This is a genomic window from Pseudomonas sp. (assembly GCF_040514055.1).
Lineage (GTDB): Bacteria > Pseudomonadota > Gammaproteobacteria > Pseudomonadales > Pseudomonadaceae > Aquipseudomonas.
Window position 1 is genome coordinate 13,157 of the sequence record NZ_JBEVDL010000037.1, and the last position, 14,075, is coordinate 27,231.

The 14,075-nt window shown below is 64.4% G+C and carries 13 protein-coding genes; 6 read left to right on the forward strand and 7 right to left on the reverse strand.

Going from position 1 to position 14,075, the window contains the following annotated elements:
* Nucleotides 1-28: 28 nt before the first annotated feature.
* Together ABWY06_RS09800 and ABWY06_RS09805 are read right to left on the reverse strand one after the other, a co-directional pair.
* Entirely contained in the window at nucleotides 29-1,900 is a 1,872-nt protein-coding gene (locus tag ABWY06_RS09800; RefSeq protein ID WP_353925384.1) for a DUF1302 domain-containing protein, read from the reverse strand.
* Between the two features lie 226 nt (nucleotides 1,901-2,126).
* On the reverse strand, nucleotides 2,127-3,809 hold the full coding sequence (locus ABWY06_RS09805; RefSeq protein ID WP_353925385.1) for a fatty acid--CoA ligase: 1,683 nt from the start codon (nucleotides 3,807-3,809) through the stop codon (nucleotides 2,127-2,129).
* Nucleotides 3,810-4,002: 193 nt separating this feature from the next.
* Here ABWY06_RS09805 and ABWY06_RS09810 point away from each other — a divergent pair, with 193 nt between their 5' ends.
* The gene (locus tag ABWY06_RS09810; RefSeq protein ID WP_353925386.1) at nucleotides 4,003-5,178 is read left to right on the forward strand and encodes a thiolase family protein; all 1,176 of its coding nucleotides are present in this window, start codon (nucleotides 4,003-4,005) and stop codon (nucleotides 5,176-5,178) included.
* A 100-nt stretch (nucleotides 5,179-5,278) separates the two neighbouring features.
* Here ABWY06_RS09810 and ABWY06_RS09815 read toward each other — a convergent pair whose 3' ends face one another.
* Complete coding sequence (locus ABWY06_RS09815; RefSeq protein ID WP_353925387.1) at nucleotides 5,279-5,908, reverse strand: LysE family translocator; 630 nt, start codon at nucleotides 5,906-5,908, stop codon at nucleotides 5,279-5,281.
* 85 nt (nucleotides 5,909-5,993) lie between these two features.
* Here ABWY06_RS09815 and ABWY06_RS09820 point away from each other — a divergent pair, with 85 nt between their 5' ends.
* From ABWY06_RS09820 to ABWY06_RS09835, 4 genes are all read left to right on the forward strand, one after another.
* On the forward strand, nucleotides 5,994-6,959 hold the full coding sequence (locus ABWY06_RS09820) for a 2-hydroxyacid dehydrogenase (RefSeq protein WP_353925388.1): 966 nt from the start codon (nucleotides 5,994-5,996) through the stop codon (nucleotides 6,957-6,959).
* A gap of 63 nt (nucleotides 6,960-7,022) precedes the next feature.
* Nucleotides 7,023-8,021: a methyltransferase gene (locus tag ABWY06_RS09825; protein WP_353925389.1), complete on the forward strand. Its 999-nt coding sequence runs from the start codon at nucleotides 7,023-7,025 to the stop codon at nucleotides 8,019-8,021.
* Between the two features lie 257 nt (nucleotides 8,022-8,278).
* A complete protein-coding gene (locus ABWY06_RS09830; protein ID WP_353925390.1) occupies nucleotides 8,279-8,863 on the forward strand; it encodes a TMEM165/GDT1 family protein in 585 nt (194 codons plus the stop codon).
* Nucleotides 8,864-8,950: 87 nt separating this feature from the next.
* Complete coding sequence (locus tag ABWY06_RS09835) at nucleotides 8,951-9,394, forward strand: ester cyclase (protein ID WP_353925391.1); 444 nt, start codon at nucleotides 8,951-8,953, stop codon at nucleotides 9,392-9,394.
* Nucleotides 9,395-9,470: 76 nt separating this feature from the next.
* Here ABWY06_RS09835 and ABWY06_RS09840 read toward each other — a convergent pair whose 3' ends face one another.
* On the reverse strand, nucleotides 9,471-10,292 hold the full coding sequence (locus tag ABWY06_RS09840) for a M48 family metallopeptidase (protein WP_353925392.1): 822 nt from the start codon (nucleotides 10,290-10,292) through the stop codon (nucleotides 9,471-9,473).
* Nucleotides 10,293-10,484: 192 nt separating this feature from the next.
* Here ABWY06_RS09840 and ABWY06_RS09845 point away from each other — a divergent pair, with 192 nt between their 5' ends.
* Complete coding sequence (locus ABWY06_RS09845) at nucleotides 10,485-12,623, forward strand: methyl-accepting chemotaxis protein (RefSeq protein WP_353925393.1); 2,139 nt, start codon at nucleotides 10,485-10,487, stop codon at nucleotides 12,621-12,623.
* Between the two features lie 166 nt (nucleotides 12,624-12,789).
* Here ABWY06_RS09845 and ABWY06_RS09850 read toward each other — a convergent pair whose 3' ends face one another.
* The 3 genes from ABWY06_RS09850 to ABWY06_RS09860 form a co-directional block, all read right to left on the reverse strand.
* Entirely contained in the window at nucleotides 12,790-13,410 is a 621-nt protein-coding gene (locus tag ABWY06_RS09850) for an SOS response-associated peptidase (protein WP_353925394.1), read from the reverse strand.
* A gap of 69 nt (nucleotides 13,411-13,479) precedes the next feature.
* Nucleotides 13,480-13,740 carry a putative signal transducing protein gene (locus tag ABWY06_RS09855; RefSeq protein ID WP_353925395.1) on the reverse strand — a complete coding sequence of 87 codons (261 nt, stop codon included), beginning with the start codon at nucleotides 13,738-13,740 and terminating at the stop codon, nucleotides 13,480-13,482.
* Nucleotides 13,741-13,801: 61 nt separating this feature from the next.
* Nucleotides 13,802-13,984, reverse strand: coding sequence for a CPXCG motif-containing cysteine-rich protein (locus ABWY06_RS09860; protein WP_353925396.1), 183 nt, complete (start codon nucleotides 13,982-13,984; stop codon nucleotides 13,802-13,804).
* Between the last annotated feature and the right edge of the window lie 91 nt (nucleotides 13,985-14,075).

Consider the following 14,075-nt stretch of genomic DNA (forward strand, 5'->3'; position numbering starts at 1 on the left):
ATGGTCTTCCTCAAAATTCCCTGTTCCCTTAGAAGTTCACGCCGAAGCTAAGCGCCACGAAGTCACGATCGCTGGAAGTGTTGAACTTGCCGCCGAAGAAATCGGTGTAAGCCAGGCTGGCGGTGTAGGTGTTCTGGTATTCCGCGTCCAGGCCCAGGCTGACCGCCTTGCGGCCTTCCTCGAAGTTGCCGCCAGGACCCGGGGAGAAACCGTCCACGTCATGCGACCAGGCCACACTCGGTTTGAGGTTGATACCGGCAACGACGTCCGGGTAGTCCCAGATCGCCCGGCCACGGTAGCCCCAGGAGCTGTGGGTGGTGTAACCGTCATCGTTGCAGTTGCGCGACTTGTTGGAGGTGTCGTTGTTGCCCACAGACCCGGCGGACGTCAGGGTATTGAGCAACTGGCAGGTGCCGTTGGGCAGTTCGCCCGGCCCGTACACCGGATCACGGCCATAACGGGCTTCGCTGTTGTGTTCCAGGCCACCGACAAAAGTCATCCCGACTTCACCAACCAGGGTCAGGCGGCTGGCGCCCATGACCTGATCGACGAAATGGGTGAAGGTGGTCTGGATCTGGGTCACTTCCTTGCGGTTGTAACCGTGCAGGTCCTGGCCCGGGATCGGGGTCAGCACCGAGGCATCGGCGAATGGCCCGCCAACCGGGCGGGCCGCCGAGTAGAGGATATCGGTGGTGCTCAACTGCACCGGCGCATTGGGCCGGTAGCTGACTTCACCGCTCCAGGCCGTGCCGGTGGGCAGGGTGGTGGAGAAGCTCAGGCCGTACAGGCGGATGTCTTCCGGGTATTCGATGAAGTACTCGGAGTTGCCCGCCACGCCCAGCACGCCCACGGTGCCCTTGCCGGCCGCCCAGTCGAACAGACCCTGGCTTGGCGACGAGGCGCTGAAGATCGGCGCGCGGCTGTGGTAGTTCATAAAATAGCCGCCGAACTCGGTGTCCAGCGGTTCGAAGAAGTAACGCATTGCCAAGCCGAACTGACCGTCGTCGCGGGCATCACGGTCCCCGCCGCGCTTGACCAGGTTACCTTCGGAGTTCTGGCTCAGCGGATCGAAACCGGCGGCCGTCAGCTGGGCGTTCACCGCGCCGATCAGGGCGCTGTTGTTGCTCAACAGGCGCAGGTTTTCATCGCAGCCATCGGCATAGACGTCCGGCTGGGCAAAGAAGGTACCGCAGTTGTCGACGACCGTCTGGTCCCATTCCAACTGGTAGAAGGCCTCAGCCGACAGGTTGTCGGTCAGGCTCTGGGACACGTAGAACATGTTGACCGGAATCAGGCCTTCCTTGATCTCGGCGCCGGGACGGCGGAACGCCGACACGTCGACCGGGTTGGTAGCGTTGATACCGTTTTGAATGAAGGTACTTTCGCCCCAGCTCAGCACCTGCTTGCCCAGGCGAACCGAACCGGCTTTATCGTCGATCGAATAGTTGTGATAGACGAAGGCATCGAGAATCTGCGCGCCGGACGACTGGGCGCCTTCCTTGCGGTCATTGTCGTCGATGTCCTTGAACAGACGGTCTTCGTCTTTCAGTTCGAAGTCATACCAGTACTTGCCGCGCACGAACACGCCGGTGTCGCCGTACTTCAGTTCCAGGTCGTGGATGCCTTTGAAGATTTTCGAGAAGGTCTCGCCCTTCTTGAAGTTCAAACGGCTGTCATCGGTGGTCTGGGAAAGACCCGAGCCGCCGTTGTTCACCCCGATCAGGTCTGGATCCGCGCCGCGGACCGACCAGCTGGCGCCGACGGAGAGCGACGAATCGAACTGCCCCTCGATCTCGCCAATATTGAAGGTAACGCCAAACGCCGGAGCGGCAAGGGTGGAGGCGAGACTGACAGCCAATGGCAGTTTTGCCAGGCGCCAGAAGGGTTTGTTAGATGTCATCGACCTACTCCATGTGTTTTTTGTTATGGATGGTGCGGACTATAGCCAGCAGCCAGTACGGCTTGATCCCTCGAAAGTGTGATTTGCACTCCCGGACACTCTGGCTCGCAGGTCTGACTGCGCAGTCACACTCGTACCGAGCCAAGAATGGCCTGAGAACAGCAATAAGCAAGCCAAACGCTTGTTTGACTGAGCAGTCACTTTAGCCACCCCCGCACCCTGGTCGTTAAAGGGTGGAAAGAAATGCGCTGCCGGCGGCCTGCCACTGGGCGATATCCAGGCGGATGCGCTTCTTATCCAGTTTCCCGACACTGGTCTTGGGAACTTCGGTAACAAGCGCGATCTGAGTGGGAATCGCCCACTTGTTCAGCAAGCCCTGCTCCACCAGCGGCTTAAGGTGTTCCTTGAGCCGCTTGGCATCCAGGGATTGACCCTCGCGCAGCACGATCAAAGCAAACGGGCGCTCACCCCACTGTGGATCGGGCACACCGACCACCGCCACCTCGCGCACCGCCGGGTGGCGACTGATCAGATCCTCGAGCTCCAGCGAGGAAATCCATTCGCCACCGGTCTTGATCACATCCTTGATGCGGTCGCGGATATCAATGATGCCCATGCCGTCGATGGTCGCCACATCGCCGGTATGCAGCCAGCCACCTTCCCAGAGTTCCTGGCTTTTTTCCGCTTCACGGAAATAGCCCTGGGTCAGCCAGGGCGCCCGTAATACCAGTTCACCCTGGGATTCACCGTCGGCCGGCAGGAAATGCCCCTCGGCGTCGATGATCGCGGCGTCCACCAGGGGGACCGGTACCCCGGCCTTGATCCGGTAGGTGATGCGCTCGTCGTCGCTGCCGGCGCGCAGTTCATCGTTGAGGTGGGCGCAGGAAATCAGCGGACAGGTTTCCGACATGCCATAGGCCGCGGTCAGCTGGATACCGCGGGCTTTGGCGGCTTCATACAGCGAGCGGGTCAGCGCGCTGCCGCCGATGATCACTTTCCAGCCCTTGAAGTCCACGCCCTGGGCCGCCTTGGCATTCATCACCATCTGCAGGATGGTCGGCACGCAGTGGGAGAAGGTGACCTTCTCGCGCTTCCACAACTCCACCAGCAACTCGGGGTCGTAGCGGCCCGGATAGACCTGTTTGACCCCCAGCATGGTCGCCACATATGGCAGGCCCCAGGCGTGCACGTGGAACATCGGGGTGATCGGCATATACACGTCGTCGGTGCCCATCAGGCGGATACTGTCCAGGCTGCCAATCACGGTGGCGGTGGACAGGGTATGCAGCACCAGTTGCCGGTGGGTGAAATAGACCCCTTTGGGGTTGCCCGTGGTGCCAGTGGTGTAAAAGGTGGTGGCCACCGAGTTTTCATCGAATTCGGCAAAGTCGTAGTGGGTGCTGGCGGCGGCCAGCAGGGCCTCGTATTCACCGACCAGATTAGGCAACTCGACGTCGCGCTGCGGCGCATCGGTCAGCAACAGGGTCTTTTCCACCGTGGTCAACTGAGCGGCGATGCCCTGGTAGAGCCCGGCGAACTCGCAATTGACCAGCACGAACTTATCTTCGGCGTGGTTCATGGTATAGAGAATCTGCTCGGGGGACAGGCGGATATTGATGGTGTGCAGCACCGCGCCGAGCATCGGGATGGCGAACATGCATTCCAGGTAGCGATGGCTGTCCCAATCCATTACCGCCACGGTATCACCGGCCTTGACCCCGGCCTCGGTCAGCACGTTGGCCAGGCGTGCGACGCGCTCGTTGAAGGTCGCATAGCTGTAACGCACGCTGTCGCGATAGACGATTTCCCGGGTTTTCTCATAGCGGCTGCCCGACAGCAGCAGGCGCTTGATCAGCAACGGATAGGGGTAAGCATTGTCGGCGGGGGGAATCACACGGGTCTGCAGCATGGTGGCACCTGTTCGGAGCATATTGTTTTTGGACTGAGGGCCACTCTAGAGCCCCTCCTGTGCTCATAAATCAGTCAAAAGAATGATTTGCCTGGCGCGGGCTTTGGCCATCGGTGACCACGCGCTAGAATCGATGGCCTGGGCCGGAACCGGCCATCCAATCACCCCTTTACAGCTAGCGAGGGATTTTTCCATGTCCGATATCGTCATCGTCAGCGGCGCCCGCACCCCCATGGGGGGCTTCCAGGGCAGCCTGTCCAGCGTGCCCGCCGTAGACCTGGGCGCCGCCGCCATTCGCGAAGCGGTGAGCCGCGCCGGCATCCCGGCCGCCGATGTCCAGGAAGTGATCATGGGCTGCGTGCTGCCCGCCGGCCTCAAACAGGGCCCGGCCCGCCAGGCTGCACTCAACGCCGGCCTGCCCAGCGCCACGGGTTGCACCACGATCAACAAGCTCTGTGGTTCGGGCATGAAGGCGGTGATGCTGGCCCACGACCTGATCAAGGCCGGCACCAACCAGGTGATGATCGCAGGCGGCATGGAAAGCATGTCCAATGCGCCCTATATCCTGGAAAAAGCCCGCAGCGGCCTGCGCATGGGCCATGGCGAGATCAAGGACCATATGTTCCTCGACGGCCTGGAGGACGCCCGCACCGGCCGTCTGATGGGCTCCTTCGCTCAGGAAACCGCCGACCAGTACGGCATCGGTCGCGAGGCCATGGATGCCTATGCCATCGAGTCGCTCAAGCGCGCGCAAAAGGCCATTGCCGAGGGTTCGCTGCGGGCCGAGATAGTGCCCATCACCGTGACCACCCGTAAGGGTGAAGTGCAGGTGGTGGACGACGAGCAGCCGCTCAACGCCAACCTGGACAAGATCCCCAGCCTCAAACCGGCGTTCCGCAAGGACGGCAGCATCACGGCGGCCAACGCCAGCTCGATCTCCGACGGTGCCAGCGCCCTGCTGCTGATGTCCGCCGAAGAGGCCAGCCGCCGCGGCTTGAAGCCACTGGCGCGCATCGTCGGGCACGCCACCCAGAGCCAGGACCCCAGCGAGTTCACCGTGGCGCCGATCGGGGCGATCGCCAACCTGTTCAAGAAAATTGGCTGGAGCAAGGACCAGGTGGACCTGTTCGAGATCAACGAGGCCTTTGCCATGGTCACCATGCTGGCCATGCGCGAGCACGACCTGGACCACGCCAAGGTGAACATCTATGGCGGCGCCTGCGCCCAGGGCCACCCGGTCGGCTCCACCGGTTCGCGGATCATCCTGACCCTGATCAATGCGCTGAAAAACACCGGCGGTTCCCGCGGGGTCGCCGCGCTGTGCATTGGCGGCGGCGAAGCCACCGCAGTGGCGGTCGAACTGCTGTAAGCCTGCACGAGGGCACGCCCGCCGCGGCGTGCTCCTCAACCAGCGGCCGGTTGCGCCTCCCCGGCCACGGCACGGCGACCGGCAAGTGCCGCAAGCCGCCTCAGCGCAGCTCGGTAAACGCCAGTTTCACGCCCAAGCCCACCAGCACTGCACCCATCGCCCGATCGAACCAGTGGCCCAGGCGGGCGAAACCGGCGCGCACCCGCGACTGGCTAAACAGCAAGGCCACCAGGCAGAACCAGATCCCGGTCGCCACCGCCAGGTAGAGTCCGTAACCGGCCTGCACCGCCAACGGGGTGTGTGGATTGATTACCACGGTGAACAGCGAGAGAAAAAATAGGGTCGCCTTGGGGTTCAGGCCATTGGTGACGAAACCACTGACAAAGGCCGCACGCGGGCTGCGCTCGACCGGCGCCTGGGCCAGGTCGGCCTGCGCCGGGTCGGCCGCCTTGGCCCGCAAGGCGCGGATGCCGATATACAACAGGTAGGCCGCCGCCAGCCACTTCAAGGCGTTAAACAGCACCACCGACTGCGACACGATCAGGCCGATACCCAACAGCGAATAGGTCACGTGCACCAGAATGCCGCTGCCGACACCGATTGCGGTCCAGGTCCCGGCACGTCGGCCGGCGCTGACACTCTCACGCACCACGATGGCGAAATCGGGCCCTGGGCTGGCCACGGCCAGCAGGTGGATCAAGGCAACGGTCAAAAATTCTGTCCAATACATGCTGAGGGGTCCTGGTGGCTGCGGGCGGTCTGGTAGGCTGCTTACCTTACCCCGTCACCCCGTCGCACAAAAGGTACAGCTGCAGATGATCAGTCGACCCGCCGTATTCCTCGACCAGGGTTCGCTGGACCTGGGTGACCTCGACCTGACAGCGCTCGAACGGGCGCTCGGCACCCTGACCCTGCATCGGCAGACCGCACCCGCGCAGGTGATCGAGCGCCTGCAAGGAGCCCACGTGGCAATCAGCAACAAGGTGCCGCTGAACGCGGCGACCTTCGCCGCCTGCCCCGAGCTCCAGCTGGTGCTGGTGGCCGCCACGGGCACCAATCTGGTCGATCTGGATGCAGCCCGCGCCCACGGTGTGGTGGTCAGCAACTGCCAAGGTTATGGCACCCCCTCCGTGGCCCAGCACACGCTGATGCTGTTGCTGGCCCTGGCCACCCGCCTGGCGGATTACCGGCAGGCGGTCGGCGCCGGCCGCTGGCAACAGGCGGAGCAGTTCTGCCTGCTGGACTTCCCCATCGTCGAACTCAGTGGCAAACGCCTGGGCCTGCTCGGTCACGGTGAATTGGGCAGTGCCGTGGGCCGACTGGCCGAAGCCTTCGGCATGCAGGTGCTGCTCGGTCAGTTGCCGGGCCGTGCACCGCGCCCCGATCGCCTGACCTTGGATGAGCTGCTGCCCCAGGTCGACGCCCTGACCCTGCACTGCCCCCTGAATGCCCAGACCCACCACCTGATCGACGCCCGGCGCCTGCGCCTGATGAAACCCGGCGCCTTTCTGATCAACACTGCTCGCGGCGGCCTGGTCGACGAACAGGCGCTGGCCGATGCCCTGCGCAGCGGGCATCTGGGCGGCGCGGCCACCGACGTGCTGACCGAGGAACCACCGCGGCGTGGCAACCCGCTGTTGGCGGACGATATTCCACGCCTGATCATCACCCCCCATACGGCCTGGGGCAGCCGCGAGGCGCGCCAGCGCATCGTCCTTCAGCTGGCCGAAAACGCCCGGGGCTTTCTCGCCGGAACGCCGCTGCGCCAGGTGAGTCCGTAGGGCGCGCAAGCGCGGTACCCACTGGCCAGCTTTGTTATGCTTGGCGTTTTGCCCGGAGTAGCCATGGACCCGCGAAGCGAAGTTCTCCTGCGTCAAGTCGAGCTGTTTGGCGGCAATCTGCTGCTCGCCGGCCTGCCAGCCGATGACCTGCTCGGTCGCTTGCCCGCGGCGCACGGTTGGAGCTGGCATGCCGGTGAGCACGCGCGACTGGAGGCACGCTTCGTCCAGCGCAGCGCCTTTGGCGTGACCCTGCCGACCGCGGCATTCGACGACGCGGTGCTGTTCCTGCCCAAGTCCCGCGAGCTGACCGACTATTTGCTGCAGAGCCTGGCCTCGCGCCTGGCCGGTCGCAATCTGTTCCTGGTCGGGGAAAAGCGCAGCGGCATCGAACGGGCCGCCAAACAGCTGCAGCCCTTTGGCCAGCCACGCAAGCTCGACAGCGCCCGCCACTGCCAGCTCTGGCAGGTACGGGTCGACCAGGCGCCGCCCACCCCCGACCTGAATAGCCTGGCCCAGTCCTACTCACTGGCGTTGGCCGACGGTCCGCTGACGGTTATCAGCCTACCCGGGGTCTTCAGCCATGGCCGCCTGGACCGCGGTACCGCGTTGCTGTTGCAACACCTGGACAAACTGCCCAGCGGCCACCTGCTGGATTTTGGCTGCGGTGCCGGCGTGCTCGGCGCCGCCTTGAAACGACGTTTTGCCCATAACCAGCTGACCCTGCTCGACGTTGACGCCTTCGCCGCCGCCAGCAGCCGCCTAACGCTGGCCGCCAATGGCCTGGAGGCCGACGTCCTGACTGGCGACGGCATCGACGCGGCGCCGCTGGGGCTTGACGCCATCCTCAGCAATCCGCCCTTCCACGAAGGCGTGCACACCGATTATCAGGCCACCGAACAGCTGCTGCGCCAGGCCCGCGCGCACCTGAAGCCCGGGGGTGAGCTGCGCCTGGTGGCCAACAGTTTTCTGCGCTACCAACCCTTGATCGAAGAGCATCTGGGCGCTTGCAAGGTGCTGGCCGAGGGCCAGGGTTTCCGCATCTACCAGGCGCGTCGCCGCTGAGCGCAGCCCGTCGGTACTTGCCCAATCGCCGACACTTGGGCACACTGCGCGCCGTCCTAGGGGAGTAGTCTCCCGCGAGCCGCCGCACGGCAGGCTCGCCCGGCACGCATCAACATACTGGGTCAACCGACCCTGGTGCGCGCGGCCCCGGCCTTTCATGGCCGTCGGCTCGACAAGACCTATGACACGTACACCTCACCCGGGGCGGGCAGGTCGTATGTGTCATAGCCATGTCGACCCGCCCCTTAGGAAGCCTGATGGAATCGCTGTACATCCCTACCCTGATCGTTGCGCTGGCCGAAATCGGCGACAAGACCCAGTTGCTGGCCCTGTTGCTGGCGGCACGTTTTCGCCGACCCTGGCCCATTATCGCCGGCATCGTGGTCGCCACCCTGGCCAACCATTTCGCCGCTGGCGCCGTGGGCAACTGGGTGGCCGGATTGGTTTCGCCAGCGGCGCTGAGCTGGATCCTCGCCGCCAGCTTTGTCGCCGTCGCACTCTGGACCCTGATCCCCGACAAACTGGATGACGACGAGGCCCAAGGCCTGAAACGCTACGGCCCGTTCCTGACCACCCTGATCGCGTTTTTCCTGGCGGAAATGGGCGACAAGACCCAGGTCGCCACCGTGATGCTCGCCGCCCAGTACCCGCACTTCATCCTGGTGGTGCTCGGCACCACGCTGGGCATGCTCCTGGCCAATGTGCCGGTAGTTTTGCTCGGCAACTTCGCCGCCGAACGCCTGCCGCTGACCTTGATCCGACGGATCGCCGCCTGCGCCTTCGCCCTGCTGGCGCTCTACGCCGGTTACCAGGGCCTGAAACTGAGCGGCATGCTCGGGTAGCCCGACGGCGGCGCCGGGAACGCGCCGCCGCCCCCTGCTACAGTGAAGGGTCAATGGGCGCCGTCACGCCGTCACCGGGAGTGGCTCATGTCACTGGACGATATGAAGAAAGTGGTTCGTCAGCACATCGACCTGTCCTGGAACAAAGGCCGTCTGGCCCTGGCGGAACAGCTGCATACGCGGGACTTCCTGTACAAGAACTCCTTCGTCGAGCTGCCGCTGGACAGCGCCGGGTTCTCTCAGCTGGTGACCGAAATCCGCACCGCCATGCCCGACCTGGAGGTGGTGCTGGAGGAATGCCTGGCCGAGGGTAACCAGGTCGTCACCTGGAGCACCCTGATCGGCACCATCGCCGAGCCGAGCCTGGGTTATCAGCCCAGCGACCGGGTGCTGAGCATCTCCGCCATGGCATTCTGGACCCTGACCCCCGCTGGCGAAATCCAGGAAATCTGCACCCTGTTCGACGTGGAAAACTTTCGAGCCCAGCTCGGCCTGGAGGCCTTGCCCTACCCACCGAAAGCCATGCGCTGACTTCACCGGACGGCGCAACAGCCCTGCCTGCGACAGCGCTGGAGCGGTAGCAGGCAGCAGGCAGCAGGCAAAGGTGCTACAGCCGCCCCCGGGCCTGTTGATACAAGGGCATGACTTTCGGAATCGCCGCCTGCAAGGCGGCGATGCGGTTGGCGGACGCCGGGTGGGTGCTCATAAACTCGGGCGGCGCGCCTTGGCTGGCCTTCTCCATTTTTTGCCACAGGCTGACGGCAGCGCTGGGGTCGTAGCCGGCGCGTGCCGACAGTTCAAGGCCGATCAGGTCCGCTTCGTTTTCGTTGCTACGGCTGTTCGGCAGGGTCATGGCGTACTGCACCACGGTATCGGCCAGCGCGATGCTGTCCTCCCCCAGACCCAACAACACACTGGCACCCTGACGCGCCATCTCGATGCCATAGGCCTTGGACATGGCTTCGCGCCCGTGTTCGCGCAGGGCATGGGCGATCTCGTGGCCCATCACCGCGGCGATTTCATCGTCACTCAGCTTCAGGCTGTCGAGCAACCCGCTGTAGAACAGGATCTTGCCGCCCGGCGCGCAACTGGCGTTGAGTTCAGGACTTTTGATCAGGCTGACCTGCCACTGCCACTGCGCCGCATCCGGCCGAAAATACGGCGCCTGGGCGATCAGCCGACCGGCGATCTGGTCCAGGCGCTTGGCGTTGCGCCCGGTCTTGTCCAGCACCCCCTGCCCCGAGGCTTTCTCCAGGGTCTCCTGGTAAGACTGGGACGACAGCTGGTTGACCTGCTCGGTCGACAGCAGGCTGAACATGTATTGCTTGCGCTCCACGCCGACGGCACCGCCGCGGGTGGTATTGACCGACTGGCAGGCGCACGACAGGACCAACAACGTCAGGGTAAGCAAACGGGCCAGGGCAGGCATGAGCGGTGTCTCCAGCGAAGGGCACAGCCCCATGCTATGCCAGGCAGGTGCCACATGACAGCAAGTGCGGGAATGGTGGCGGTTATCGACTAGTGTGTGTAGGAACGATCAAGCTTTGCTTTGTTCCGCCGATAGCCACAGACGGACGGCACCGTGCACAAACCGTTTCATGGACCCGTCGTTGGAGTTCGTATGAAGTTCAAGTCCATCCAGTTTTCCGTTGTGGTCATGGCCGGCGCCAGCATCCTCAGCGTGGTTGCGGCACTGGTACTCTACACCCTGTATGCCAGCGGCAAGACCCAGGAGTTGGTGCAGGTTCGCACCCGCGCCTTGCTCGAACAGGTGATCGAACAACGCCTGGCGACCCTGGCCCGGGCCCAGGTCAGCCAGATCCAACGGGAGCTGGAGGTGCCCTTGATGGTCACCGCCGACCTGGCGCGCACCACGGCGCTGCTCGGCATGACGGACGAGAGCGGCAGCCCGCTGCTGTCGGTCAGTCGCGAGGAGCTGTCCAACCTGATCCGCGAAACCACCGCGCAGAATCCCAAATTGCTGGGCACTTACATCGGCTGGGAGCCCAACGCCTTCGACGCCAGCGACGACATCTACGCCGGCCCCAAGGGTAACGGCTACGACGGCAGCGGGCGCTTTATCCCCTGGTGGTACCGCAATGCCGACGGCAGCCTGGCCATCGACTCGCTGGGCACCCTGGAAAGCGAAAAACTGCTGCCGACCGGCGTGCGCGAGGGGGAATACTACCTGTGCCCCAAGGAGCGCAAACGCCCTTGCGTGATCGATCCGGCCCCCTATGAGGTCGGCGGCAAGATGGTCATGCTCGCCTCGTTCACCTCGCCGATCCTGGTCAAGGGTGAGTTCCGTGGCATCGCCGGCGCCGACCTGGCAGTGAACTTCATCCAGGAGCTGCTGATCAATGCCGACAAACAGCTCTATGAGGGGGCTGGCGAACTGGCCTTGATCGCCAATAATGGGCGCCTGGTGGCCTTCACTCAGGACGCCAGCAAGCTCGGCGAACCGGCCAGCAGCGTCCTGCAAAGCGACAAGGTGGCGACCCTCAAGGACCTGTCCGGCGACCAGCCGTCCTACGACGTCGACCAGGCCCGCGGCTTGATCGAGCTGTTCCTGCCGTTTTCCATCGCGGGCACCGATGCCCGATGGACCCTGATGTTGCAGCTGCCGCTGGATGCCGTCATGGGGGACCTGCAACGCTTGCAGCAGGAGCTTTCCGATCAGCGTGAAACCGATACCCTGGGCATGGCGCTGGTGGGCCTGTTGATCGCCGGGCTGGGCCTGCTGGTGATCTGGTTCGTCGGCTACGGTATCGCCCGTCCCCTCCGGCAGATGGTCGCCATGCTCGATGACATCGCCAAGGGTGAGGGCGACCTGACCCGCCGCTTGAACACCGACCGTGTCGACGAGCTGGGTGCCATCGCCAGCGGCTTCAACACCTTCCTCGGCAAACTGCAGGTCATGATCAGCCAGGTGGTCAGCTCGGTGCAGCAGGTCAGCGACTCGTCGGAGCACACCGCCGACATCGCCATTCGCACCAACCAGGGGGTGCAGCGGCAGATGGCGGAAATCGACCTGGTGGCCACGGCCGTGCACCAGATGACAGCCACGGCCCAGGACGTGGCGCGCAATGCCACCCATGCGGCCGAGGCCGCGCACCACGCCGACCAGGCCGCCAACCAGGGCAAGGACATTGTGCATAGCACCTCCAATGCCATCGCCGCCCTGGCCAGCGAAATCGGCCGCGCGGTCGGTGTGGTGCAGACCCTGGCCAACGACAGCGAGAACATCAACGCCATTCTGGTGGCGATCCGCGGCATCGCCGAACAGACCAACCTGCTGGCACTCAACGCCGCCATCGAAGCGGCGCGGGCGGGCGAGCAGGGCCGAGGTTTCGCCGTGGTCGCCGACGAAGTGCGCAACCTGGCGCAGAAAACCCAGCAGGCCACCACCGAAATCCAGAGCATGATCCAGCAGCTGCAGCATGGCACCCGCGAAGTGGTCAAGGTCATGGAGGACAGCCAGGCACGCACCGACGACAGCGTGCATCACGCCGCCCAGGCCGCCCAGGCGTTGGAAGCCATCACCCGCGCGGTGTCGGTGATCAATGACATGAACAACCAGATCGCCAGTGCCGCCGAGGAGCAGAGTGCGGTGGCCGAGGATATTAACCGTAACGTCACCAATATCGGTCAGGTCGCCAACGAAGTGGCCGGTGGCGCCGATGAAGCCAGCCAGGCCAGCTCCGAACTGACCAAGCTGGCCGAGCAGCAGCGGCGCCTGATCAACCAGTTCAAGGTGTAGCCACGAGAGGCGGACGTAGGGCGGACTCCGGAGCGCAGCGAACAGCCCGCCGCCGTGCCTCGGCGTCCCGCCCGTCTACCGACGGGTGTGCTGACCTTGCCGTTGCAGAAGCGGCCACTGGTCGCGAGCGCTCCGTCCAGCGCTATGGGCTTGACGGACCGACACTTCAGGCGGGCGTCAGGCACTCCGGTCCGTCCAGCGTGGGGTCGTTGATCAGCCCGGCCAGTACCCGCTCACGCAGGGCCACCGGCGGTTGCGCCAACAAGGTCAGCAAATCCGCCTGTCCTGTCGCCGCGTCCAGCCAGGCGGCCTGGCCCGCCGCATCGAGCATCAGCGGCCGTCGTTGCCCGGATATCGCCTGGGTCACTATGGCCACACTCAGGTAATGCTGCTCTTGCACCGGGTAATCCTCCCAGATGCCGGCGAAGTACAAGGGTGCACCGTCGCCTGCCGTCAGCCAATACGGGCGCTTGCGTGCCGTGCCGCGCCATTCATAAAAGCCATTGGCGGGCAGCAGGCAGCGGCGCAGGCGAAACGCATCGCGAAACATCGGTTGGTCGACCAGGGTTTCGGCGCGGGCATGGGCGGGGGTCCTGGACAGGTCGGTGAGCCAGGGCGGGGTCAGGCCCCAGCGCGCACGGGCTGCCGCGCGCGTGCCTTCAGTGCCACGCAGGATCAGCACCTGGCTGTGCGGGGCGATGCTCCAGTGGGGTTGCTGATCGGCGGGAAAACCGGGCAGGGCCGCCAACGCGGGCGGCCAACGAAACAGGGCATAACGTCCACACATGGAGGGAAAGCTCTTCGAGGCAGGGCGCGGGCCGTTGGGGATAGCGACCGGGATTCAGCGGAATCGGCCTCAGCAGAGCAGCGTGCCGTACTCGGCCGCCGGCTCGTCGCCGGGCAGGGGTAGCGCGCTATTGTACGCGGCGATCAGCAGTCGCGCCCGCGTGGCTTGCTCGTCGCCCACCAGCAGCCCGAGCAGGCCCGAGGCCGGCAGTTCGCCCACGGCGCCCAGCAGATGCCGCCCGGTCAGGTGCGCCTCCACCCCTTCGCTGGCCAGCATACCCACCAGCAGGTCCGCTTCGAGCATATCCTGGGGTTCGTAGACCCGCTGCATCCGCGCTGCTCCTCTTCGACGACGCGCCAGGACGGCGCCCCTACAGGTTAGCAGTTGGGCGTCACTCGTTTTCGCTGCGCACCGCCAATGACCAGTCGACGCCGTCACTGCGCAGGTCGAAGACGATCGGCCGGCAGCAGACCGGGCAATCCTCGATGTAACTTTGGTCGCCGGCCGACAGGTCAAGCAGCGCCTCCACCGGTTCGCCGCAGTACGGGCACTGATAATCCTGGGACTCGAGCATGACGATCTCCGCTGTGACTTCTAGGTATAATGATGGGTCTATCTCTGGCTCCGCTTTTCGGGGGGCTTGGCCCCTACCGCAGCCGTTACGA

Bases quoted from the DNA above. Each gene is read 5' to 3' on its own strand.
- ABWY06_RS09860 (WP_353925396.1), bottom strand. From the start codon at position 13,984: ATGCTCGAGTCCCAGGATTATCAGTGCCCGTACTGCGGCGAACCGGTG.
- ABWY06_RS09820 (WP_353925388.1), top strand. From the start codon at position 5,994: ATGATCAGTCGACCCGCCGTATTCCTCGACCAGGGTTCGCTGGACCTG.
- ABWY06_RS09825 (WP_353925389.1), top strand. From the start codon at position 7,023: ATGGACCCGCGAAGCGAAGTTCTCCTGCGTCAAGTCGAGCTGTTTGGC.
- ABWY06_RS09805 (WP_353925385.1), bottom strand. From the start codon at position 3,809: ATGCTGCAGACCCGTGTGATTCCCCCCGCCGACAATGCTTACCCCTAT.
- ABWY06_RS09835 (WP_353925391.1), top strand. From the start codon at position 8,951: ATGTCACTGGACGATATGAAGAAAGTGGTTCGTCAGCACATCGACCTG.
- ABWY06_RS09840 (WP_353925392.1), bottom strand. From the start codon at position 10,292: ATGCCTGCCCTGGCCCGTTTGCTTACCCTGACGTTGTTGGTCCTGTCG.
- ABWY06_RS09810 (WP_353925386.1), top strand. From the start codon at position 4,003: ATGTCCGATATCGTCATCGTCAGCGGCGCCCGCACCCCCATGGGGGGC.
- ABWY06_RS09800 (WP_353925384.1), bottom strand. From the start codon at position 1,900: ATGACATCTAACAAACCCTTCTGGCGCCTGGCAAAACTGCCATTGGCT.
- ABWY06_RS09855 (WP_353925395.1), bottom strand. From the start codon at position 13,740: ATGCAGCGGGTCTACGAACCCCAGGATATGCTCGAAGCGGACCTGCTG.
- ABWY06_RS09850 (WP_353925394.1), bottom strand. From the start codon at position 13,410: ATGTGTGGACGTTATGCCCTGTTTCGTTGGCCGCCCGCGTTGGCGGCC.
- ABWY06_RS09815 (WP_353925387.1), bottom strand. From the start codon at position 5,908: ATGTATTGGACAGAATTTTTGACCGTTGCCTTGATCCACCTGCTGGCC.
- ABWY06_RS09845 (WP_353925393.1), top strand. From the start codon at position 10,485: ATGAAGTTCAAGTCCATCCAGTTTTCCGTTGTGGTCATGGCCGGCGCC.
- ABWY06_RS09830 (WP_353925390.1), top strand. From the start codon at position 8,279: ATGGAATCGCTGTACATCCCTACCCTGATCGTTGCGCTGGCCGAAATC.